The sequence below is a fragment of the Hymenobacter artigasi genome (assembly GCF_012275535.1).
Lineage (GTDB): Bacteria > Bacteroidota > Bacteroidia > Cytophagales > Hymenobacteraceae > Hymenobacter > Hymenobacter artigasi.
In genome coordinates, this window is sequence record NZ_JAAVTK010000012.1 from 62013 (window position 1) to 83443 (window position 21431).

General features: G+C 61.6%; 15 protein-coding genes. 5 read left to right on the top strand and 10 right to left on the bottom strand.

All coding sequences use genetic code 11. The features are described from left to right. Nucleotides 1-142: 142 nt before the first annotated feature. The 10 genes from HBN54_RS17475 to HBN54_RS17520 all read right to left on the bottom strand — a co-directional run bounded on the left by HBN54_RS17475 (nt 143) and on the right by HBN54_RS17520 (nt 12590). Nucleotides 143-901, bottom strand: coding sequence for a TerC family protein (locus tag HBN54_RS17475; RefSeq protein ID WP_235955581.1), 759 nt, complete (start codon nt 899-901; stop codon nt 143-145). A gap of 92 nt (nt 902-993) precedes the next feature. Continuing rightward, the gene (locus HBN54_RS17480; RefSeq protein WP_168674517.1) at nt 994-1410 is read right to left on the bottom strand and encodes a GreA/GreB family elongation factor; all 417 of its coding nucleotides are present in this window, start codon (nt 1408-1410) and stop codon (nt 994-996) included. A 148-nt stretch (nt 1411-1558) separates the two neighbouring features. Then, nucleotides 1559-2998 carry an efflux transporter outer membrane subunit gene (locus HBN54_RS17485; protein WP_168674518.1) on the bottom strand — a complete coding sequence of 480 codons (1440 nt, stop codon included), beginning with the start codon at nt 2996-2998 and terminating at the stop codon, nt 1559-1561. A gap of 237 nt (nt 2999-3235) precedes the next feature. Further along, the gene (locus HBN54_RS17490) at nt 3236-6418 is read right to left on the bottom strand and encodes an efflux RND transporter permease subunit (protein ID WP_168674519.1); all 3183 of its coding nucleotides are present in this window, start codon (nt 6416-6418) and stop codon (nt 3236-3238) included. A gap of 251 nt (nt 6419-6669) precedes the next feature. Then, nucleotides 6670-7851, bottom strand: a complete 1182-nt coding sequence (locus HBN54_RS17495) for an efflux RND transporter periplasmic adaptor subunit (RefSeq protein WP_168674520.1) — start codon at nt 7849-7851, stop codon at nt 6670-6672. Beyond that, a complete protein-coding gene (locus tag HBN54_RS17500; protein ID WP_210428100.1) occupies nt 7848-8108 on the bottom strand; it encodes a hypothetical protein in 261 nt (86 codons plus the stop codon). Before HBN54_RS17500 ends, HBN54_RS17495 begins: the two co-directional genes overlap by 4 nt. 157 nt (nt 8109-8265) lie before the next feature. After that, nucleotides 8266-9648 carry a sensor histidine kinase gene (locus HBN54_RS17505; RefSeq protein WP_168674522.1) on the bottom strand — a complete coding sequence of 461 codons (1383 nt, stop codon included), beginning with the start codon at nt 9646-9648 and terminating at the stop codon, nt 8266-8268. 169 nt (nt 9649-9817) lie between these two features. After that, nucleotides 9818-10492, bottom strand: coding sequence for a response regulator transcription factor (locus HBN54_RS17510; RefSeq protein WP_168674523.1), 675 nt, complete (start codon nt 10490-10492; stop codon nt 9818-9820). Between the two features lie 81 nt (nt 10493-10573). Continuing rightward, nucleotides 10574-10939 (bottom strand): hypothetical protein, encoded by a 366-nt coding sequence (locus tag HBN54_RS17515; RefSeq protein ID WP_168674524.1) that lies wholly within the window; start codon nt 10937-10939, stop codon nt 10574-10576. A 409-nt stretch (nt 10940-11348) separates the two neighbouring features. Next, nucleotides 11349-12590, bottom strand: coding sequence for a replication initiation protein (locus tag HBN54_RS17520; protein ID WP_168674525.1), 1242 nt, complete (start codon nt 12588-12590; stop codon nt 11349-11351). Between the two features lie 1410 nt (nt 12591-14000). Here HBN54_RS17520 and HBN54_RS17525 point away from each other — a divergent pair. The 5 genes from HBN54_RS17525 to HBN54_RS17545 all read left to right on the top strand — a co-directional run bounded on the left by HBN54_RS17525 (nt 14001) and on the right by HBN54_RS17545 (nt 21366). After that, nucleotides 14001-14378, top strand: a complete 378-nt coding sequence (locus HBN54_RS17525) for a hypothetical protein (protein ID WP_168674526.1) — start codon at nt 14001-14003, stop codon at nt 14376-14378. 127 nt (nt 14379-14505) lie between these two features. Then, nucleotides 14506-15183, top strand: coding sequence for a response regulator transcription factor (locus HBN54_RS17530; protein ID WP_168674527.1), 678 nt, complete (start codon nt 14506-14508; stop codon nt 15181-15183). 123 nt (nt 15184-15306) lie between these two features. Beyond that, nucleotides 15307-16878, top strand: coding sequence for a TolC family protein (locus tag HBN54_RS17535; protein ID WP_168674528.1), 1572 nt, complete (start codon nt 15307-15309; stop codon nt 16876-16878). A gap of 61 nt (nt 16879-16939) precedes the next feature. Then, nucleotides 16940-18079, top strand: a complete 1140-nt coding sequence (locus HBN54_RS17540; protein ID WP_168674529.1) for an efflux RND transporter periplasmic adaptor subunit — start codon at nt 16940-16942, stop codon at nt 18077-18079. A 179-nt stretch (nt 18080-18258) separates the two neighbouring features. After that, nucleotides 18259-21366: an efflux RND transporter permease subunit gene (locus tag HBN54_RS17545; RefSeq protein ID WP_168674530.1), complete on the top strand. Its 3108-nt coding sequence runs from the start codon at nt 18259-18261 to the stop codon at nt 21364-21366. The last annotated feature ends 65 nt before the right edge of the window (nt 21367-21431 follow it).

Below are 21431 nucleotides of genomic sequence, written 5' to 3' on the forward strand. Positions count from 1 at the left end.
AACCTGTCACGACGCGGCGGCTCTTCCGCAACCTGGGGTAGTTCAACAATAAGTTGCGCCCATTTTTCTGGCTTTTGCTTCCTAAACCCCTTGGTAAACAGGAGAATTTGCGTTGGGGGAGCGTGGGCAACCTGGCGCTGGCTTAGTCGAACTGCGGGTCGCGCAGCTGCACGGGCGGGGCCTTTGTGCGCAGGCGCATATTGAGCAGCTCCACCAGTAGCGAGAAGCCCATGGCGAAGTAGAGGTAGCCTTTTTCGATTTCCTGGTGCGCGGCCTCCATCACCAGCAGCAGGCCAATCATGATGAGGAAAGAGAGAGCCAGCATCTTGATGGTGGGGTTCTTGTTCACGAAGTCGGCCACCACGCCGCTGAAGGCCAGCATGAGGCCCATGGCCCCCATCACGGCCAGAATCATCACCAGCACGTTATCGACCAGGCCCACGGCCGTGAGCACGGAATCGAAGCTGAACACCAGGTCGATGACGCCGATTTGCAGCACCACGCGCAGCAGTGTGGCCCGGCCCGTGGTACTGGCGCTGGCTTCTTCCTCGCCCTGCAGCCTGGTGTGGATTTCGGTGGTGCTCTTGTACATCAGAAACAGGCCACCACCCAGCAGAATCAGGTCGCGCCCGCTCACCGGCCACGGCGTGCTCAGCGGCAGCGTGAACAGCGCCGTGCGCAGCCCCACCACCCACGAAATGCTCAGCAGCAGCAGCACCCGGAACACCAGCGCCAGCCCCAGCCCGATGACGCGGCCCCGCGCCTGCAGCGCCACCGGCAGCCGCCCTACAAGTATGGAGATGAAGATGATGTTATCGATGCCCAGCACGATTTCCATCAGCGTGAGGGTCAGCAGGCTCACCCAGGTTTCGGGCTGAGAAAAAGCAGCGAAGTCGTACAAGGTTAGGGGAGGGTTTTTTGAGGGTTATTTTCCAGAACGTCATGCTTCGGCTACGCTCAGCATGACGTTCTTTTTGCCCTGAAATCAGCAGACTAGCTCACCCAGTCGCCGGCGGCTTCGGGCTGGTGCAGGATGGCCTCAATCCAGTAAGTAGAAACGCCTTTGATTTGGGGCAGCCGCACCTTGTCGCCCAGGCGGCAGCCGAGCACGGCCATTCCCACGGGATTCAGAATGGAAACCCGGTGCTGGCCATCGTCCGCATCGTGCGGGTACACCAGCGTGAAATGGAGCTCTTCGCCGTTGTTCATGGCCCGCAGCCTGAGACGCGAGTTCATGGTGATGACGTCCGGCAGAATGTCGTAGGAATCGACCAGATGCGCGCGCGACAGCTCCTGTTCCAGGGTGGCTACCAGGCGGTTGGTGGCACTCGTGTGTTCCCGGCGAACCAGGTGCGTGAGGCGCTGGTGGTCGAGCTTCGTCACGTAAATATCATTGGGAGAATGTTGCATCGTCATGGCGATTAGGTCATTAAAATAGGGGGTTTGCAACGGTGCCGCAGCAGCATTTACCAAAAGTGCGGCCTGGACTTAAGAACGAGATGAGAAGGAAATGAGAACTTATGAGAGTCCCGTCAAGCCAACTCATTCGGCCCGCTCCTTACTCCCAGCCGCCGCCCAGCGCCCGGTACAACTGCACGCTTTGCAGCAGCTGCGCCTGCCGCGCGTCGGCCAGGCTCAGTTCGGCTTCCAGCACGCTGCGCTGGGCGGTAATCACTTCCAGATAAGTAGCGTAGCCGGCCACGAACAACTCGTTGGATGTGGCCACGGCCGTCGTGAGCACGGCTACTTCGCGCTGGCGGGCGGCGGCGGCGGCGCGGTAGTTTTCCAGCCCCCGCAGGCCCGTGACCACCTCGCGGAAGCCGGTTTGCAGGGCCTGCTGGTAGCGGAAGTAGTTCTCGTAGCTGCCGGCCACGGCCAGGCGATAGTCGGCGCGGTACTGCGCCCGGTTCAGGAGCGGGCCGGTGAGGCCGGCCAGCGCGCCGTAGGCCAGGGAGGCGGGGTCGAGCAGCGCACTGGCCCGGAAGGAGCTGAGGCCCACGTAGGGCGTGAGGGTGAGGGCGGGCAGGAAGGCGGCGCGGGCGGCATCCACATCGGCGCGGCCGGCCTGCAGCTCCAGCTCGGCCTGGCGCACGTCGGGCCGGCGCAGCAGGGCGGTGGCAGGCATGCCGGCCCCGAGGCGGACGGGCAGCACCTGGCGCGGCAGCGGCCGTCCCCGCGTGATGGCCCCATCGTAGCGCCCCAGCAGCTGGTTGAGGCCGGCTTCGGCTTCGGCCACGCGCTGACGGGCCTCGTACGCGAGGCTTTCGGTGCGCAGGGCCTGGGCCTCAAACTGCTGCACGGCCAGCGAATTGGCGCGGCCGTTCTGCTGCAGCACGCGCATGAGCCGGAGCGCCTCCCGCTGCAGGGCACGGTTGCGCTCCAAGGTAGCGAGCTGGCTATCAGCGGTCAGCAGCTGGTAGTAGAAGCGGGCTACTTCCGAAACGACGGTGGTCGTGACCAGATGGCGGCCCTGCTCCGTGGCCATTACCCGCAGGTAGGCGGCTTGGCGGCGGCTGCGCAATTTGCCCCACAGGTCGATTTCCCAGGAGCTGCGCAGGCCCACGAAAAAGTCGGGCGTCATGCTTTCCGGAATGCGCCGCTGCCCGTCGATGTTGGGCGAGAAGTTGGTGTCGTAGTTGCCCACGCCGTTGAGGGTATAGCGCCCGTAGTGGTCGGCCCCAGCCGAGGCGGTGGCAGCCACAGTGGGCAGCAGGGCCCCGCGCCGGGCCAGCAACGTGGCGCGGGCGGCTTCTACGCGCTGCAAGGCCACCTGCAAATCGAGGTTCTGGCGCAGCGCCGTATCCACCAGCGCCGTCAGGGCCGAATCCTGGAAAAAATGCCGCCACGGCTGCCGGCCGGCATTGAGGGTATCGACGATGGCACGGGCTTGGGTGAACTGCGCTGGCAGGGCGGGGCCGGCGGTGGGGCCGGCGGGCGCGGCTACGCGGCAGCCGGTGGCGAGAAGGAGGGAGGTTAAGAAGAGAGCAGGAAAGCGCATTTTGGGGAATTGGTTGATGAAGTGGGGCTGGCCTTGCGGTAACCCCACCCCCTAACCCCCTCCCCGATGGGGAGGGGGGACTAGTTTCGAATTTTAAAAATCAGTGCAATAAATTGATTTATAATGTTTTAACTAACAAATCACGCCATTACTAGAAACTAGTTCCCCCTCCCCATCGGGGAGGGGGTGAGGGGGTGGGGTGAGGAGGTGGGGTTACCGCAGGGCCAGCAGCGCAGTCTACACCACCAGCTCCCGCTCTTCCTCCTCCACCGTCACCCCAGCATCATCCTCCAGATTCTTCACCTTCTCCAGCGAAGCAAACAGCACGTACAGCCCCGGAATGAGCACCATGCCGAAGAGCGTACCGATGAGCATACCGCCCGCCGCCGCCGTGCCGATGGAGCGGTTGCCCAGCGCCCCGGCCCCGCTGGCCATAACCAGCGGCACGAGGCCCGCGATGAAGGCAAACGACGTCATCAGGATGGGGCGCAGGCGGGATACCGCGCCTTCGATAGCGGCCGCCATCACGGTGGCCCCGGCGCGGCGGCGCTGCTCCGCGAATTCGATGATGAGAATGGCGTTTTTGCCCAGCAGGCCCACCAGCATCACCAGCGCTACCTGCGCGTAAATGTTGTTTTCGAGGCCCAGGAGCTTGAGGCTTAGGAAGGCGCCGAAGATGCCCGTGGGCAGGCTCAGCAGCACCGGCAGGGGCAGTAGCAGGCTTTCGTACTGCGCAGCCAGCAGCAGGTACACGAAAATGAGCACCACGCCGAACACGTACAGGGCCTGGTCGCCACTCAGGATTTGCTCGCGGGTCATGCCGCTCCACTCGTACGCGTAGCCGCTCGGCAGCACTTTGGCAGCCACCTTTTCGATGGCCGTGATGGCATCGCCCGACGAGAAGCCGGGGGCCGCGTCGCCGTTGAGCATGGCCGAGGTGTACATGTTGTAGCGCGTGAGCTGGTCGGGGCCGAACACGCGCTCCAGCCGCACGAACGTGGAGAAGGGCACCATCTCGCCCCGGTTGTTTTTCACGTGCAGGGCCAGCAGGTCGTCGGGGCGGCCGCGGTACTCGGGACCGGCCTGCACCATCACCTTATACATCTGCCCGAAGCGGATGAAGTTGCTGGCATAATACGAGCCCATCAGGGTTTGCAGGGTGCTCATGGCCGCGTCGATGGTCACGCCCTTTTTGGCGGCCATGTCCTGGTCGACGTGGATGAGGTACTGCGGGAAGTTGGGGTCGAAGCTGGTGAAGGCCCCGCCGATGGCCGGGTCCTTGCGCAGCGCGGTGAGGAAGGTCTGCGCGACCTCGGCGGTTTTTTGTAGGTTGCCGGTGCCCGACTTATCCAGCAGGCGCAGCTCGAAGCCGCTGCTGTTGCCAAAGCCCGGCACCGTGGGCGGCGGCAGGAACTGAATTTCCGCGTCGCTGATATTCTTGGTTTTTTCTTCCAGCTCAGCAATGAACTCGGCCACCGACTGCGTCCGCTCGTCCCAGGGCTTGAGGTTAATCATGCCCATGCCGTAGCTCGCGCCGGCCACCTCGTTCACCAGGCTGTAGCCGGCCAGCGTCGACACCGATTCCACGGGTTTGAGCTGGTTGGCAATGCGCTGCACCTGCGCCAGCACGGCCTCGGTGCGCTCCACGGTGGCCCCGGCGGGCGTGGTCACGTTGATGTACACCATGCCCTGGTCCTCGGTCGGGATGAAGCCCGAAGGCAGGATTTTATTTACCCCCCAGGTGGCCACGCAGAAAATCAGGAGCATAGCCAGCGTCACCACGCGCCGCCCGGCCACGGCCGACAGTAAGCGCTGGTAGCGGTTCGAGAGCGCATCATAGCGCTTGTTGAAGCCGGCAAAAAACCGGCCCATCAAGCCCTTCGGCTTTTCGCCTTCGGCCAGCGGCGTGTGCTTGAGCATGAGGGCGCAAAGCGCCGGCGTGAGCGTCACGGCATTGATGCCCGAAATGACGATGGCAATGGCCAGCGTGAGCGAAAACTGGCGGTAGAACACGCCCACGGGGCCATCCATGAAGGAGACCGGGATGAATACGGCCGACATCACCAGCGTGATGGCAATGAGCGAGGAGCTGATTTCCGACATCGCCTCGTAGGTGGCGGCGCGGGCCGGCAGGTGCTTCTCCTGCATCTTGGCGTGCACCGCTTCTACCACCACAATGGCGTTGTCGACCACAATCCCGATGGCCAGCACCAGCGCAAACAGCGTGAGCAGGTTAATCGAGAAGCCAAGCATCTGCATGAAAGCCAGCGTGCCGATGAGCGCCACCGGCACCGCCAGTGCCGGAATCAGCGTGGAGCGCCAGTCCTGCAGAAACAGGTACACGATAACGAACACCAGCAAAAACGCCTCCACCAGCGTCCGCATTACTTCGTGAATACTCGCGTCGAGAAAGCGCGACACGTCGTAGGCAATGCTGTATTTCATGCCCGGCGGGAAGCTCGTGGCCTGCAATTCGGCCATGCGCTTTTTCACGTTGGCAATGACCTCCGAGGCGTTGGAGCCGGGCCGCTGCTTGAGCATGATGGCCGCCGAGGGCTGCCCGTTTTCCTTCGACGACATGCCGTAGGTCAGCGAGCCAAATTCCACGTCGGCCACCTCCCGCAGGCGCAGCACCGAGCCGTCGGCATTGGCCCGTACCACGAGGTCGCGGTACTGCTCAGGCTCGAAAAACTTGCCCGTGTAGCGCAGCACGTACTGCATGGACTGCGCCGCCGCGTCGGCCCGGCCGGCGCTCTCGCCCGATTTGCCGGGGGCCGCCTCCACGTTCTGCGCCCGGATGGCGGCAATCACCTCCTCCGTGCCCACGTCGTAAGCCGCCAGCCGGTCGGGCTTCAGCCACACGCGCATCGAATATTCCCGCGAGCCCATAATTTCGGCAAAGCCCACCCCATCGATGCGCTTGAGCTCCTGCAATACGTTGATATCGGCGAAGTTGTAAATGAACTTCTCGCCCGCCGCCTTGTCGTCGCTCGTCACGTTGAGGTAGAGCAGCATGGAGTTCACCTCCTTCTCCGTCGTCACGCCGGCCTTGATTACCTCCTCCGGCAGCTCGTCCAGAATGGTCGTCACGCGGTTTTGCACGCCTACGGCGGCCAGGTCGGGGTCGGTGCCCACCTTGAAAAACACCGTGATGAGCGTCACGCCGTTGTTGGAGCTCACCGAGTTCATGTACGTCATGCCCGGCACACCATTGATGGCGCGCTCCAGCGGCGTGGCCACGGCCTTGGCGCACACCTCGGCGTTGGCCCCGGTGTACTTGGCCGTCACCGTCACCGAGGGCGGCACGATGTCAGGAAACTGCGTGATGGGCAGCGTGAACAACGCCAGCCCACCCAGCAGCACCAGAAACACCGAAATAACCAGCGACAGAATCGGCCGACGAATGAAGATATTGAACATGAAGCGGTTATGCTATTTGATAAATAGGTTCTGGCGCGAGTTTAGCGTAGCGTAACTCGTGACCAGCTTTCGGGCGAGGCTGTGCCTCGCAACAGCACGATGTCGTTGCCCGATGCCGTCGCCCGAACCCAGCGGCGCGGCCCCGGCTTGCCGCTGGCGCGGCAGGGGAGGCGCAGCCTCCCCCTCATTTTCGGCACGAGTTACGCTGCGCTAAACTCGCGCCAGCCCCGGGCCTAAACTCGTGCCAGCCGCTACCGCGCCGCCAGCAGCGAGTCCAGCACCATGGGCCGGGGCGTGATTTTCTGGCCGTCTTTCAGGCCTGCCACGCCTTCATACACCACCCGGTCGCCGGGCTGCAGGCCGGTGCTCACCACGTAGAAATCGCCGGTGCGGGTCTGGGGCACGAAGTTGCGCCGGTGCACGGTATTGGCGTTATCCACCACGTACACGTAGTTTTTATCCTGAATTTCGAACACCGCCCGCTGCGGCAGCAGCAGCGCCGTGGGCAGCGTGTTGGTGAGGCGGATGCGGCCCGACGCGCCGTGCTTGAGCATGCGCTGCGGGTTGGCAAACCGGGCCCGGAAGGCCAGCGAGCCGGTATTGGGGTTGAACTCGCTTTCGGTGGTTTCGATGCGGCCCTCCTGCGGGTAGGTCGAGCCATCGGCCAGCGTAAGCCGCACCGAGTCGGAATGGCGGTCGGGGTGCAGCTGGCGGGCCTTCACATACTGCAGGTATTCGCCCTCGCCTACGTTAAAATAGGCGTACACCTCGTTCAGGTCCGACACGCTGGTCAGCAGCGTGCCTTCCTCCACCACACTCCCCATCTTAAGCGGAATGCGGTCGATAATGCCATCAAACGGCGCGCGGATGAGTGTGTATTCCAGGCTGGTGCGGGCACTGGCCACGCCCGCGCGGGCTTCGGCCACGCGGCCAGCGGCATCCTGCACCTTGCTATTAGCCAGGTCCAGGTCGGTTTTGGCCACAATTTTCTTCTCCACCAGCTGTTGCACCCGGCCCCGCTCCAGGCGGGCCGCACTCGCCTGCGCCTCCGCGCTGATAAGGGCCGCCTGCGCCTGGCTGAGCCGGTGCTGGTAGGCCGTGGCATTGAGCCGGAACAGCAGCTCGCCCTTTTTCACGGGCCGCCCCTCATCCACATAAATATGCTCCAGAAAGCCCGCCACCTGCGCCCGCACTTCCACGTTGCGCACGGCCTGCACGTCGGCCACGTAGTCGTGAAACAGCTCCTGCTCGGAGGCTTTCATCGTCACGACTGGCAGCACATCCAGCGCTACCGCCGTTGGGTTTTTGCCATCGGCCGAGCAGCTGCTCAGCGTTGCGGCCAGGGCCAGCGTGCCCGCCCAATAGGTATAGTGGCTCCACGTCAATTGCCTGGGCCCGGAATTCGGACACAATTTTACCAGTAAATCAGTCATTTAGGGGAATAAAAAGCGGGGGAGGGAGTCGGCGAGGCAGCGGCGGTGGGGTATGCCCGCAGCATCACCAGCAGGCTGTCCTGCCGCTGCCGTTGGCCCTGGCACTGCGTGAGCAGGCGCTGCGTGTGGTGCAGCTCGGCCGTGGCAGCAGTCAGCTCCTGGCTGTCGTCCTCGGGCAGGGAGTCGTCGTGGGTTTTCAGCAGCAATACGTTGAAGACCAACGACAGCGCCAGTACCCCGCCCAGCAGCAGCGCCATCCAATTAGTCGGTTCAGACTCAGAATCCATCATCGTGTTCGGGGCGCTGCCTGGCGCTAGGTGGAGGTGGCAGCAAAGGACCCGACCAGACTTAAGAACGAGATGAGAAGCGAATGAGAAAACATGAGAAAGCGGCTTGCGCGCTAATCGTCCTCCGCTACAGCGGCAGCACCGGCAGCCATACCGCCGCCACGGTGCCCTGGCCGGGCACCGACGTCAGCTCCAGCCGGCCGCCGTGGCGCTGAATGATGCGCTGCGTGAGGGGCAGGCCCAGGCCGTAGCCCGGCCGCCCCTGCGCCCCAGCCGACCGGTACAGGGGCTCATAAATGTGGCTGAGCTCCTCGGGCGAGAGGCCGGGGCCTTCGTCGGCCACGCGCAGGCGCAGGGTGTGCGGGTCGGCGTAGGCTATTTCGGTGCGCACCGGGCCCGCCGAGTATTTGCCGGCATTGTCGAGCAGGTTGAGCAGGGCGGTGGTCAGCAGCTCGGCATTGCCGGCCAGCATGAACAGGTCGGCTTCGGTTTCTGTGGGCAGGTTGGCGAAAGTCACCCGCCATTCGCGGCCGGGGTACTCGCCGCGTACCTGTAACAGGGCCTGGGTCAGGCATTCGTCGAGGCGCACGGGCGTGAAGGCCGGCAGGGCCCCATCTACCTTGGCCAGGTTGAGCAGGCCGTTGGTGAGGGCGCTGAGCCGGCGGGCGGCGTCCAGGCTTTGGGTGATGCTCTGGCGGGCTTCCGGCAGGGTGGTGTCGTATTCCAGGGCCGTTTCCAGGGTGCCCACCAGGCCGGTGAGGGGCGTGCGCAGCTCGTGCGAGGCATTGGACAGAAAGCTCTTCTGCGTCTCAAAAGCCTGTTCCAGCCCGGCCAGCATGGTGTTGAAATCCTGGGCCAGTAGGGCCAGCTCGTCGCGGCCGTTGCCTTCGGGCAGCCGGCGGCCCAGGCTGGTGGCCGAGATGCGCCGCGCCTGCTGGCTGATGCGCGTGACGGGCCGCAGGGCGCTGCCCGCAAAAAACCAGGCCGCGGCAATAGTGAGCAGCAGCGCGCCCATGTTGGCCAGCAGCAGCAGCCGGCCCAGGCGCTCCTGCTGCGCCCGCCCCACCCGGTCCTCCGCCGATACGAAGATGCGGTAGTGCCCCGCACCGGCCGGCGCCGGGTAAGCCAGTCCGATGGTTTCCAGCCAGCCCCGAGCCCGGTAGCTCATCTGCCGGCCGGCACCCAATCCCGCCAGCCGGGCCCGGTTGGCGGCCTGGTCGATGTGGTCGTCACTGCTGTAAAACAGCCTATTATCCGGGCCGTAGATGCTGATTTCTTCGCGGGGCAGCGTGAGCAGGTCACCCCGACGCGAGCGGTGCGTCAGGTCGGTTTCCAGCGTGGGCAGGCGCAGCAGCAGGCGGCCCGCCAGCGTGGCACTATTCGCCAGGCGATGCTCAAAGCGCTGCGCCCGCATCGCCGCATTGAAATAGTACACAAAAGCCGAGAAGCTCAACTGAATGCCCAGCACCAGCAGGGTAAAGCGCAGCATCAGCTTATTGCGAATCAGCATGGTGTTTTTAGGGTAGGAGGGTGTGGGGGTATGGGGGTAGGAGGGTAGGAGGGTGTGGGGGTAGGAGAGTGTGGGGGTAGGAGGGTAGGAGTAGCTGGAATTGACTTCAAAACTCCTATCCGCTTACCCCCACACCCTCCTACCCCCACACCCTCATACCCTGAAAACGCTACTCCGCCCGCATCACATACCCCATACCCACCACGGTATGAATGAGCTTGGACGAGAAATTCCGGTCGATTTTCTTACGCAGGTAGCCGATATACACATCAATGATATTGGTAGTCGTGTCGAAATCGACTTCCCATACCCGCTCAGCAATGTCCACGCGCGACACGATGCGGCCCTGATTCAGCAGCAGGTGCTCCAGCAGCGAGTATTCGCGGGTGGTGAGGTCGATGCGCTGCCCGGCCCGCGTCACAATCTTGGAATCGAGGTTCAGCACCAGGTCGGCCAGGTGCAGCCGCTGCGGCGTGCTGGTTTCGGCGTAGCGCTTGGTGAGGGCCCGCACCCGCAGCAGCAGCTCCCGAAAGGCGAAGGGCTTCACCAGGTAGTCATCGGCCCCGGCCGCGAAGCCGGCTTCCTTGTCGGCCAGGCTGTCGAGGGCCGTGAGCAGTAGGATGGGCACCCGCAGCTGCCCGCCGCGCATGAGCTGGCACAGCTCCACCCCGTTGAGGTAGGGCAGGTTCACGTCCAGAATCACCATCTCGTAGGGCTGCTGCTGGTAGAGCGACCAGCCCGAACGGCCGTCGAAGGCCACCGTCAGCTCGTAGCCCTCGTGCTCAAACCCTTTCTTGACAAACGATGCCACCTGCGGGTCGTCTTCGACTAATAAAATTTTCATACTTCCAGTTAGTAGCAACCAGCGGGCCCTTCCAGGGGCCGCCAGGCTTTGTAGCCGCATCGCCCGGGCCAGGCCATTGACTCAGCGTTTTTCCAGTAAGTATATCGTTTCTGTGGTTGCCCCCACACCCACGGTGCTTTGGGCCACGCTCACCAGCCGCCACTGCTGGTTGTACAGGCTATTCAATTTTACGAGCTCCGCCTGATGCAGCTCCACGGCTGCCGAAGTGCTATTGCGCTCATTGCCAATCTTGATGGCGGGCAGGGCCTGCACTTCCTTCCGGCCATCGGGCCATAAGGTCGTCAGCTCCAGCGTTCCGGATAAAGGGCCGGGCCGCCCACTACCTATCAGCATGAGGTAGCCTTTCGAGGCATCCGGACTGGGATAAAAGGCCCAGGAGCCGAGGGAAGTCAGCGCAAGACCAAGGAGGACCAACTTTTTTTTCATGGCGATGATGAATTTTGGATGAAGTTGAAACGACAAAATTAGAGTCTGTTCAGGAAGTAGCTCCTTCGGTTTATCCCGCTATCACCTGACACTCCGCATTTGCCAGGCAATGGACAGCCCTATCAGGTTCACGACGCAGCCTCGATAACCCAGGTGGCCGATTACCCAACATGCCGCACTCTACCCGGTATGCCTGACAAGACGCATGGAAGCAATTCGGAAAGCGGGGCTGAATGGACGATGCGCATCGATTTCGCCCACGCCTGAACCAGAACCTGAAAAGCCCCTAATCGCGCTGATAACCGTCTTTACCAGTAGTTACGGGCGCACGCTGCCGGGCACAACCACCGCCCACACCACCAAAATGCGGCCAGGCACCCGCCCAATTTTTCATTCAATCAGAACCGCGTTAGTGCCGCAAAATCAGCACCTGCTGTCCTTCCCTGACGTCAAGAACGAAACCCTGACTGAGGTATATGCGCTCAATGTGTTGTTCAAAAGTCGGGGCGCGGTCCGCCTGCTTGGCAAAGGGCCCGGGCGTTTCATACATTTCCCGTACTTCCTCCAACTGATATATTGTTTCGGCCGGAGCCACAGCAACCGGTTTGACAACAGATTTGCGAACGGGCTTCACGGCAGGAGCTGGTAGCACCTCCTGGCTACGACGGAATTCTTCCAGCAGTAGTTTGCCCGTAATGCACTTATAAGCATAATCAGCAGGCTTACGAATCTTGGCTTTACGTGGGCGCTGAAGCACTTCTACCACATAATCCAGGTAGTCAACCGGGTACTGGCCCTCCACCAGATGCCGGCGAATGACCTCGCAGCCAGCTTCTGCAACCCCCATTGCCAGCAAGCTCATCGCCCAGGGCTCCATTGCAGTGGCAGGCTTGGCGACTGCAAACGGCAATTTGGTAGCAGATGGCTCCAATACCAACGGTCCCGCATTGAAGGTAAAGCGGATTTGCTTGACTGCTTTGCCTACTCGCAGCAGTTCCATCTCGAACCGCAAGTCCGTGTCAGCCAACTCTTCCTGCGCTTTGTCCAGAACCTTTGCTTTAAAGTTGTTGAACCGGTCCGTGTACTCTTCAGGCCGGATTCCCAGTCGAAAGCGCAGGTCTTCTACCGTGAACGTGCGCGCACCAAACGTGCGGTACTCCGAAAGCAACCAGTAAATCTTAAACGAATGACTGCTATTGAGGCTCTTAAGCTCGGCCGTCAGGCTTTTTGTGAAGTTTCCACGTTGCGTGAGTTGCAGCAGGTAAGGGACAAAATCAGGGTTGACTTTGACAAAAAGCCCCCCACGCTGCCGCATGTAGCGCGCTTTGGTAATAAAGGAGATGTATTCGTAGTCTGGTTTGCTGACGCGCTCACCCTTCGGGCCCAGTAGCTCTACGTATAACGTGCGGTTCAGCAAGCGCTTAGCTAAGCTCTTAATCTGCGAGTAAGCACTTCCCCCCGTTTCATCGCCAACTAGCTCGGGAGCAGGGATGAAGTATTCCTTGAACTCCTCGTCGTCCGGATGAATACGGGACAAAATCGCGGTAAAAGCCCGCCATTCGAGTGTATTTAACACGAACGAGCTATTAATCAGCGCATTATGCTGACGCACTTCCGGGCGCGGAGGAATGACGGTTAGCTGGTTATCCACGAAACGGCAATTTGGTAGCAGATGAGGCTTCAAGTTACGCACTCCCCCAATATCAGTCGGCAATTTGGTAGCAGATAGCCGCAGTTAGGTAACCGGGAAACGGCAATCTGGTAGCAGATAACGGCAATCTGGTAGCAGATGCCACCTACCCAAAACGGCAATTTGGTAGTCGGGAAACGGCAATTTGGTAGTCGGGAAACGGCAATTTGGTAGCAGATAACGGCAATTTGGTAGCAGATGAGGGGTATAAAATATTATGATTCAATTAGTTATGGAGCCTGTAAGACTTATAAGACTTATAAGTAAATAAAGACTAGCTAGGTGTTTTTTTGATTTGTTAAAATCTGCGGTGAACAGCTCAATGAAAGCCAACGACGAGTTTGGCTCCGCACACCCGGGGGGCGGGCCGCCAACCGCTGATGAAGGCAGGCAGTGAGGCAGGGTGAGGCATAGCGCAAGGGTCAAGCGGAAATGCCAGTTGGAGCCACTGCGCCGGGTTTTTGCAAGTTCAGGGTATGCCGATAACAGCCGGTTTAGCGGCCCGTCTGCGCTAACGGCCTTATACTACGTAAAGCTGTAGCCTGCTTATAACTTTCTGATTACAAACAATAAGTAGCTCGATACTTATAGCCCTTGTTGACTCATTGCAAAAGAAGGCCATGATTTGCGACTACATCGCCGTGTGAGTGCTTCCGACCAGCCGTTGCCAGCGCAACGGCTGGTCGGAAGCACTCACACGGCGATGTAGTCGCGCAGCTGCTCCAGCGTGAGCTAGCCCTGCTAGAAGGCCTAGCCCGGCCCCACTGTCGAAGGCAGCGTAGCGCTGCTGCCGAATCTGCTGGTAATCGGACTTTGGGCGCAGGTTGTCGGCCGCGATGAGGAAGCGGGCAAACAGGTCTATGCCGCCGACGTGGGCGTGGAACAGGTCCTGTAATGGCTCACTAAAGTACTCAATGAGCCAAGTGGCCAAGACTGGCTTTTGAGCAAGGGGCCTCCCAGAAAACAGAAAAATAACACGTTAACGAACGGATGGTGCGCCGCCGGATGTAGCGCGCGACCCTGGAGATGCGCGGGCACCGGGCAACCTCGTTCACCCCGCGCTGGCCCGCGCTCGGGGTCTGCTCGGCGGCAGCAGACATGAAGGTGGCCAGAAAGCGAAATCAGCACCGCAAATTTCGACGTGCAAGGTGTAGGACAAATGAATAAATAAATCATTATATTACTCATAAGACATTCATTTCATGGGCATTAATCTTGTATCCTCATACGGTTGGCATTGCCAGCCGGTGCCCATCGCCTTCGGGTGAAAGTGGCCTTCCGGGAGCAGTATTTTAAGTAATAGATACTTCGATGTCCGGCATGCTTTTTTGCGGAATTTCCTTATTGTGCCTCGTGCCTCCGAACCTGAGAATGGCACGTGCTCAGACTCCCGTGCGGACTAATTCGTGGCGCTCCAGCCCACCAGCAGGCACGCCCCAGCCCACTAACTATACCTGCTGGGGTCTGGGCGAGGGCACCTGCCTCCCTCATTCCTGCGGCCCCGCCCAAACCGTTTTCAATGAAACCGAAGCCACCTCAGGCTACGCCCCCGCCGACGATACGGAGTGGAACCTGCGATACACGCCCCTTTTCGGGGCCGGTAGCCGCCAGCGGCGCGCCGCCATCACCCAAAGCTGGGAAGGTAGCAGTGCCGCCCGGGTAGGCGCGGCCCGCGAGCTGCCGGCCAGCCTGGCCACGAATGGCCTGGCTCGTCCACTGCGCCGTTCGTGGCCGCGCGCCTGGACGTGACTAGGCGGGTCATCTGCATTCCGATGGTATTGATTTTCCTCAAAGGCACACTGCTGTAGCCGGCAGGTAACCGGGTGCCGTTCGGCGGCCACCCTTACCTGCTCCATTTATTTCCCAATCAACCTTTATGCGCGTTCTGGTCATTCATTCTGAAGAAGCTTTTTGCCAGCAGTTGTACCACTTCTTGCAGCAGGCCCACTACCTGGTCGACTGTACTGCCACCCACGCTGCCGCCGTTGAGCGGCTGGCCCGGCACGAATACGATTTTGTGCTGCTGGCCGCCGAACTGCCCGACGGCGACGGCCTGGCGCTGTTGCGCGCGGCCGTGCTCGACCCGCTGCAGCCGGCTTCGTTCATCGTCCTCACCGCCTCCGCAGGGGGCGTTCACCTTAAAGCCTTCGACCTGGGCGCCGACGATTGCCTGCCCAACACCGTGCTGCTGCCCGAGCTGGAACGCCGGATGCAGGCCATTGTGCGCCGCCGGTTCAGGCTGCAAGACCCCAAAATCCGGTTTGGCAACGGGTTTGTGATGGACCCGGCTGCCCACACCCTGCGCCATAATGCGTGCCTCGTGCCGCTCAGCAGCAAACAATTTGGTTTGCTACACTACCTATTGCTGCATCGCGGCTACCCCCTCACGCGCCAGCAATTGGGCGCTCATGTGTGGGGCGACGATGCGGCCAGCCAACGCGCCTCCAATTACATCGACGTGCACATCAAGAACCTGCGCAGGGCACTGGCCAGCTTCGCGTCGCCCAACTTCCTCGAAACCGTGCACAGCATCGGCTACCGCGTGGCCGCCTGAGGCCTGCGTGGCATTAGCAAGGCATGAAATTGGGTTATAATTTTGATAATCAGGAATATAAATCTACAACGCGCACTTCGGACGCAAGCCCGGCTCTCTCCTTAATACCGCCTTTTTACTGTCATGAAATCCTTCGGAACCGCCGCACTGCTGCTCGCCGTAGCCGTACTGGCCGGCCCGGCTGCGGCCCAGCGCCCGGCTACTACCACGCCCTCCTTCAGCATGAGCCGGCCCCCGGGTGGTACGCCCAGTAACACCCCGGCCCAAATGCCTGGGCAACCTGCTCCCGGCTACGGGCCGGCCGCCCGGCCATCAACACAACCGAAGCAGCCCAGTCAAACCAACAGTGGGACTGCTGCAAACTCCGCTTCACCATCGCCCTACGGGCAGTATCCGGCCATGCCGGGAGTGCTGCCTACCGGGGTGCCGGTGAGCGCAACGCCTGGCCCTACCGACACACTGCACGTCGACCTGGACCAGGCCCTGGCCCTGTTTATTCAGCGCAACTATAATTTGATTGCCCAACGCTTCAACGTGAACCTGGCCCAGGCAGCGGTGATTCAGGCCAAGCTGCGGGATAACCCCAATATTTCGGTGGGGGCCAACGCCTATAATCCAGCCACCAAAACCCTGTTTCCGTTTGGTGCCAAACACGGTGCCGACGTGCCCGAAAACAACGGCAACGCCACGGGCAACACGGTGAACATTCAGGTGCAGCAGCTCATCAACCTGTCGCACTCCCGCGCCAAGCTCGTGCAGCTGAGCAGCACCAACGCCGAAGTGCAGCAGGCCGCTTTTGAGGATTTGATGCGCACGGGGCGCTACCAACTGGTGCAGACGTTTTACAACGTCATCGCGGAACGGCGGCGGCTCCTGTTGCTGCAGCAGCAGCGCGACCAGCTCGACCGCCTGCTCATCGGCTTCCAGGAGCAGCTGCGTCTGGGCACCGTGGCCGGCTTTGAGGTGACGCGCCTGGAGTTGGAGCGCGAAAGCCTGGAAAAAGACCACTCGGACCAGCTGGTGCAGTTGAGCGGCGATGAGGCGGCGCTACGGGTCTTCCTGGCCACGCCGGGCACCACGTTTGTAGCGCCCGAAGGGCAGCCACTGCTGCCCGACCCGCCGGCCACGCTGCCCACGCGGGCTGACCTCACCACGCTGGCGTACCAGGCCCGCCCCGACCTGCGCGCCGCTACCCGTCAGACCACTTATGCGCAGCAAAACCTTCGGCTCCAGCAGGCGCTGGCGGTGCCCAAGGTAGCGGTGGGGGCCTCCTACGCATCGTACGGCAGCACGTACGCCAATTTTTACATGCTGCAGGCCGCCATGGATGTGCCCGTGTTCAATCGCAACCAGGGCAACGTGCAGGCCGCGCAGGTGGGCATTCAGCAGAGCGGCAATGTGCTGAGCCAGGTGAACCTACAAGTAGAGCAGGACGTGGCCGCCGCCGTGGAGCAGCTGCAGCACGCCACGGATTTGCGCCGCCGCGTGACCCCGCGCTTCGTGGCCAGCATTCAGGACGTGAGCCGCAACGCCACCCGCGACTACCAGCTGCGCCTGATTGACCTGGTGAGCTTCATCGACAAAATCCGGGCTTATAAAGATGCCCAGATGCACCTCATCGACGTGGGCAACCGCCTGGAGCTGGCCAAGCAGCAAGTCAACTACGTCACGAATACCCCGGTTTTTACCAATTAATCCGCGTTGGCGGCGGCTGGTTAGTGGGCGCCTCGGCACATCTTTTTTTTCTCCAATTACTATGTTTTTGTCCTCCCGTTTGCTTTCGGGGCTGCTTTGTGCGGCCGTAGGAGCCGGTAGCCTCAGCGGCTGCGGTTCCAAATCGGAAGAGCTTCCCGTCAATACCAAAGACCTGAGCAGCGGCTACCGCACCGACACGGTGCACCTGCGCTCCCCCGAGCAGGATTTGCGGTTCACCGGTAAGGTGAGCTACGACCAGAGCCGGGTGGACCGGATTTTTCCGGTCGTGAGCGGGAACGTGCTGGACGTGAACGCCGCCCTGGGTGCGCGGGTAACTCAGGGGCAGCTCCTGGCCCGCGTGCAGAGTGCCGACGTGAGCGGCTACCTCAACACCTACAACGCGGCCAAAGCCGACCTGGCCGTGGCCGCCCGCAACGCCGCCAATACGGAGCAGCTCTACAAGTCCAGCTTCGCATCGCAGAGCGACCTAGTGGCGGCCCGGGCGCAGCTCGAAAAGGCCCGTTCTGCCTTTCGGGGAGCCGAGCAGGTGCTGAAAGTATATGGCGCCAATGGCAGCGGTGCCGCCAGCGGCAAGCCCGTATATACGGTGAAGGCGCCCGTGAGCGGCTTCGTAGTCGAGCGCAACATCAACCCCGGCATGCAGCTGCGGGCCGACAACACGATGCCGCTCTTCACCATTTCCAACCTAACGCGGGTGTGGGTGCTGATTAACGTGTACGAGTCGGACGCCGCCGTGGTGAAGGTCGGGCTGCCGGTCATCATCACCGCGCTGGCCTACCCGGACCGCACGTTCCAGGGCAAAATCACGAACGTTTCCAGCGTGGTCGACGCCGATACGCGGGTGCTGCAGGCCCGCGTCGAGCTGGATAATCCCGACGGCCTGCTCAAGCCCGACATGTTCTGCACCATCACCCTGAGCCAGCCCCAGGCCGGGCAGGCCCTGGCCGTGAACCCCACAGCCGTCATCTTTTCCAACGACCAGTACTACGTCATCCGCCGCAAGGCCGGCGCGCCCGAGCCTAGCCCCGAGCAGAATGCCAGCGTGGCCTACGAAGTGGTGCCGGTGAAGGTGCTGCGCTCCAGTGCGCGCTACCGCTTCGTGACCGGCGGCCTGCACGACGGCGACCTGGTGGTGACACAAGGCAGCCTGCTGCTATACAACGACTTAAAAGGTAGCTAAGGCAGCCGGCCAAGGCAAAAAACCGGGCAGAACGCCCGGCTCGACTGGCCACCGCCCCGCCTGCCCCGAAGCCGCCCGGCTGCTTCGCCACCACTCCATTTGATTACACCTGCGGCAGGGAGTTTTCGACTCTGCTCCGCTCAGCATGACCGGCCCCTGGCCGGGCCAATCAAATTCTCATGAATAAAATTATCAAGGGACTCATCGGCTTTTCGCTGCGGCATCCCTACGTCATCTTTTTCATCACCGCGCTGGTGGTGGTGGCCGGGGCCGTGTCGTTCTACTACACGCCCGTGGAGGCCTATCCCGACGTGACCAATACCGAGGTGGTCATTATCACGCAGTGGCCGGGCCGCTCGGCCGAGGAAGTGGAGCGCTTCATCTCCGTCCCGATTGAGACGGAGATGAACTCCATCACCCACAAAACGGTGATTCGCTCGATTAACCTGTTCGGGCTTTCGTTCATCAAAATCGTGTTCGAGGACGGCACCGACAACTTCAATGCCCGGATGGAAGCGGCCCAGAAACTGGCCAACGTGAACCTGCCCGACGGCGTGGCCGCCAATGTGCAGCCCCCCACCGGCCCCACCGGCGAGATTTATCGTTACACGCTCGTCTCCAAAACGCGCTCCGTGGCGGACCTGAAAACGCTGGAAGACTGGACGATTGAGAAAAACCTGCGCGCCGTGCCCGGCGTGGCCGACGTGGTGAGCTTCGGCGGCCGGGTCCGCACTTTCGAGGTAGCCGCCAACCCCGGCTTGCTGAGCAAATACGGCCTGACGGCGCTCGACGTGTACTCGGCCCTGCAAAAATCGAACGTGAACGTGGGTGGCGACGTGCTGCGCGAGGGCCAGCAGGCCTTCGTGGTGCGCGGCATCGGCATTGTGACCAGCGTGCCCGACATCGAGAAAATCATGATTAAAAACGTCAACGGCGTGCCCGTGCTCGTGCGGAGCATTGGTACGGTGCAGGCCAGCTACCTGCCGCCGCTGGGCGTGGTGGGCCGCGATGCCGACGACGACGTGGTGGAAGGCATCGTGCTCATGCGCAAGGGCGAAAATCCCGGGGCCGTGCTGCCCGTGCTCGAAGCCAAGGTGAAGGACCTGAACGAAACCATCCTGCCCAAGGACACCAAAATCAAGGTGTTCTACGACCGCACCGAGCTCAACCAGCACACCCTGCGCACCGTGGGCGAAAACGTAGCCATGGGCATCCTGCTGGTGACCATCGTGCTGCTGCTCTTCCTGGCCGACTGGCGCACCACGGTGACCGTGGCGCTGGTTATTCCGTTGGCCCTGCTTTTTGCCTTTATTCTGATGCGAATCAAGGGCATGAGTGCTAACTTGTTGAGCATCGGGGCCATCGACTTCGGCATTATTATCGACGGGGCCGTGGTGATGGTCGAGGGCCTATTTGTGATGCTGGCGCTCTGGGCCGAGCACGACGGCATGGAACGCTTCAACAAGCGGGCGAAGATGGGCCGCATCCTGAGCACGGGCCTGGAGATGGGCAAGTCCATCTTCACGTCAAAGCTCATCATCATCACGGCCTTTATCCCAATATTTTCCTTCCAGAAAGTCGAGGGCAAGCTATTTAGCCCACTGGCTTACACCATCAGCTTCGCGCTGCTCGGGGCCTTGCTGCTGGCCCTTACGCTGGTGCCGGTGCTATCCAGCATCCTGCTAAACAAGAACGTGCGCGAGCGCCACAACCCGCTCATCGAGTTCCTGAACCGGACCTACGCGCCCCTGCTCGACAAGGTGATGGCCTATCCGCGCCGGGCTATGGGCACGGCCCTGGTGGTCTTGGTGCTGGGCGTGGGCGCCTTCCACTTCGTGGGCACCGAGTTTCTTCCGCACCTCAACGAGGGCTCGATTTACGTGCGGGCTTCGATGCCGCTGAGCATCAGCCTGGAAGATTCGTACCACTACACCAAGCAATTCCGGCAAGTGTTTGAGAAGTACCCCGAGGTGCGGGGCGTGATTTCGCAAACCGGCCGCCCCAACGACGGCACCGACGCCACGGGCTTCTTCAACCAGGAGTTCTTCGTGGACCTGTTCCCGGCGGATGACTGGAAGCGCAAAATTTCCAAAGACGAGCTGATTGCCGAGATGCAGCACGATTTGAACCGCTTCCGCGGGGTCGACTTCAACTTCTCGCAGCCCATTTCCGACAACGTGGAGGAAGCCGTGTCGGGCGTGAAAGGCTCGCTGGCCATCAAAATCACCGGCCCCGACCTGGACCTGCTCGACAAAAAGGCCACGGCCGTGTACAACGTGATGCACAAAATCAAGGGCGTGGAAGACCTGGGTGTGTTCCGCAACCTGGGCCAGCCCGAGCTGCGCATCACCCTCGACCCCGACAAAATGGCCCAGTACGGCGTGGCGGCGGCCGATGCCAACGCCGTTATCGAAATGGCTATCGGCGGCAAGGCGGTCAGCTCGGTATTTGAGGGCGAGAAGAAATTCGACCTGCGGCTGCGCTACGACCAGCCCTTCCGCTCATCGGTGGAGGCCATCGGCGACTTGTTGGTACCGACGCTAAACGGTGGCAAAATCAAGCTGGGCGAATTGGCCGTTATCAAAAACGTGTCCGGCCCGGCCTTTATCTACCGCGAAGACAATGCCCGCTTCATCGCTGTGAAATTTTCGGTGCGCGGGCGTGACCTGGGCTCAACAGTAGCTGAGGCCCAGCAAAAAGTGGCCAAGACCGTGCCGCTGCCCGAAGGCTACCGCACCCAGTGGAACGGCGAGTTTGAAAACCAGCAGCGAGCCCAGCGCCAGCTCAGCATCGTGGTGCCGATTTCGATTCTGGCCATTTTCTTCATCCTCTTCGTGTCGTTCGGCAACGCCCTGGATTCGACGCTGGTGCTGCTCAACGTGCCCTTTGCCCTCATTGGCGGCATTGCGGCGCTGCTCATTACGGGCGTCAACTTCAGCATCTCGGCGGGCGTGGGCTTCATCGCCCTATTTGGCGTGGCCACCCAGGACGGCGTAATTCTGGTGAACAAGTTCCGCCACAACCTGCGCGATGGCATGGACCTGGTGCCCGCCATCAAGGAAGGCGCCAAATCGCGGCTACGCCCGGTCATCATGACGGCCCTGATGGCCTCGCTGGGCCTGCTGCCAGCTGCCCTCAGCCACGGCATCGGCTCCGAAACGCAGAAGCCGCTGGCCATTGTCGTCATCGGCGGGCTTATAACGGCCACCATCCTCTCCCTGCTGATTTTGCCCACGGTGTACGAGTGGGTGTACAGCAGCAAGAGCGAGCGGGCCCGCAAAAAGTAGCTGCTGTTGCGCAGGGCCGGCGGCGGCTTGGGTTGCTGGTTGAAACACCTGGCCCAACAGTGACC

Coding starts and splice junctions, on each gene's coding strand:
- HBN54_RS17480 (WP_168674517.1), bottom strand. CDS start 1,410: ATGCAACATTCTCCCAATGATATTTACGTGACGAAGCTCGACCACCAG.
- HBN54_RS17485 (WP_168674518.1), bottom strand. CDS start 2,998: ATGCGCTTTCCTGCTCTCTTCTTAACCTCCCTCCTTCTCGCCACCGGC.
- HBN54_RS17490 (WP_168674519.1), bottom strand. CDS start 6,418: ATGTTCAATATCTTCATTCGTCGGCCGATTCTGTCGCTGGTTATTTCG.
- HBN54_RS17495 (WP_168674520.1), bottom strand. CDS start 7,851: ATGACTGATTTACTGGTAAAATTGTGTCCGAATTCCGGGCCCAGGCAA.
- HBN54_RS17500 (WP_210428100.1), bottom strand. CDS start 8,108: ATGGCGCTGCTGCTGGGCGGGGTACTGGCGCTGTCGTTGGTCTTCAAC.
- HBN54_RS17505 (WP_168674522.1), bottom strand. CDS start 9,648: ATGCTGATTCGCAATAAGCTGATGCTGCGCTTTACCCTGCTGGTGCTG.
- HBN54_RS17510 (WP_168674523.1), bottom strand. CDS start 10,492: ATGAAAATTTTATTAGTCGAAGACGACCCGCAGGTGGCATCGTTTGTC.
- HBN54_RS17515 (WP_168674524.1), bottom strand. CDS start 10,939: ATGAAAAAAAAGTTGGTCCTCCTTGGTCTTGCGCTGACTTCCCTCGGC.
- HBN54_RS17525 (WP_168674526.1), top strand. CDS start 14,001: ATGGCACGTGCTCAGACTCCCGTGCGGACTAATTCGTGGCGCTCCAGC.
- HBN54_RS17530 (WP_168674527.1), top strand. CDS start 14,506: ATGCGCGTTCTGGTCATTCATTCTGAAGAAGCTTTTTGCCAGCAGTTG.
- HBN54_RS17535 (WP_168674528.1), top strand. CDS start 15,307: ATGAAATCCTTCGGAACCGCCGCACTGCTGCTCGCCGTAGCCGTACTG.
- HBN54_RS17540 (WP_168674529.1), top strand. CDS start 16,940: ATGTTTTTGTCCTCCCGTTTGCTTTCGGGGCTGCTTTGTGCGGCCGTA.
- HBN54_RS17545 (WP_168674530.1), top strand. CDS start 18,259: ATGAATAAAATTATCAAGGGACTCATCGGCTTTTCGCTGCGGCATCCC.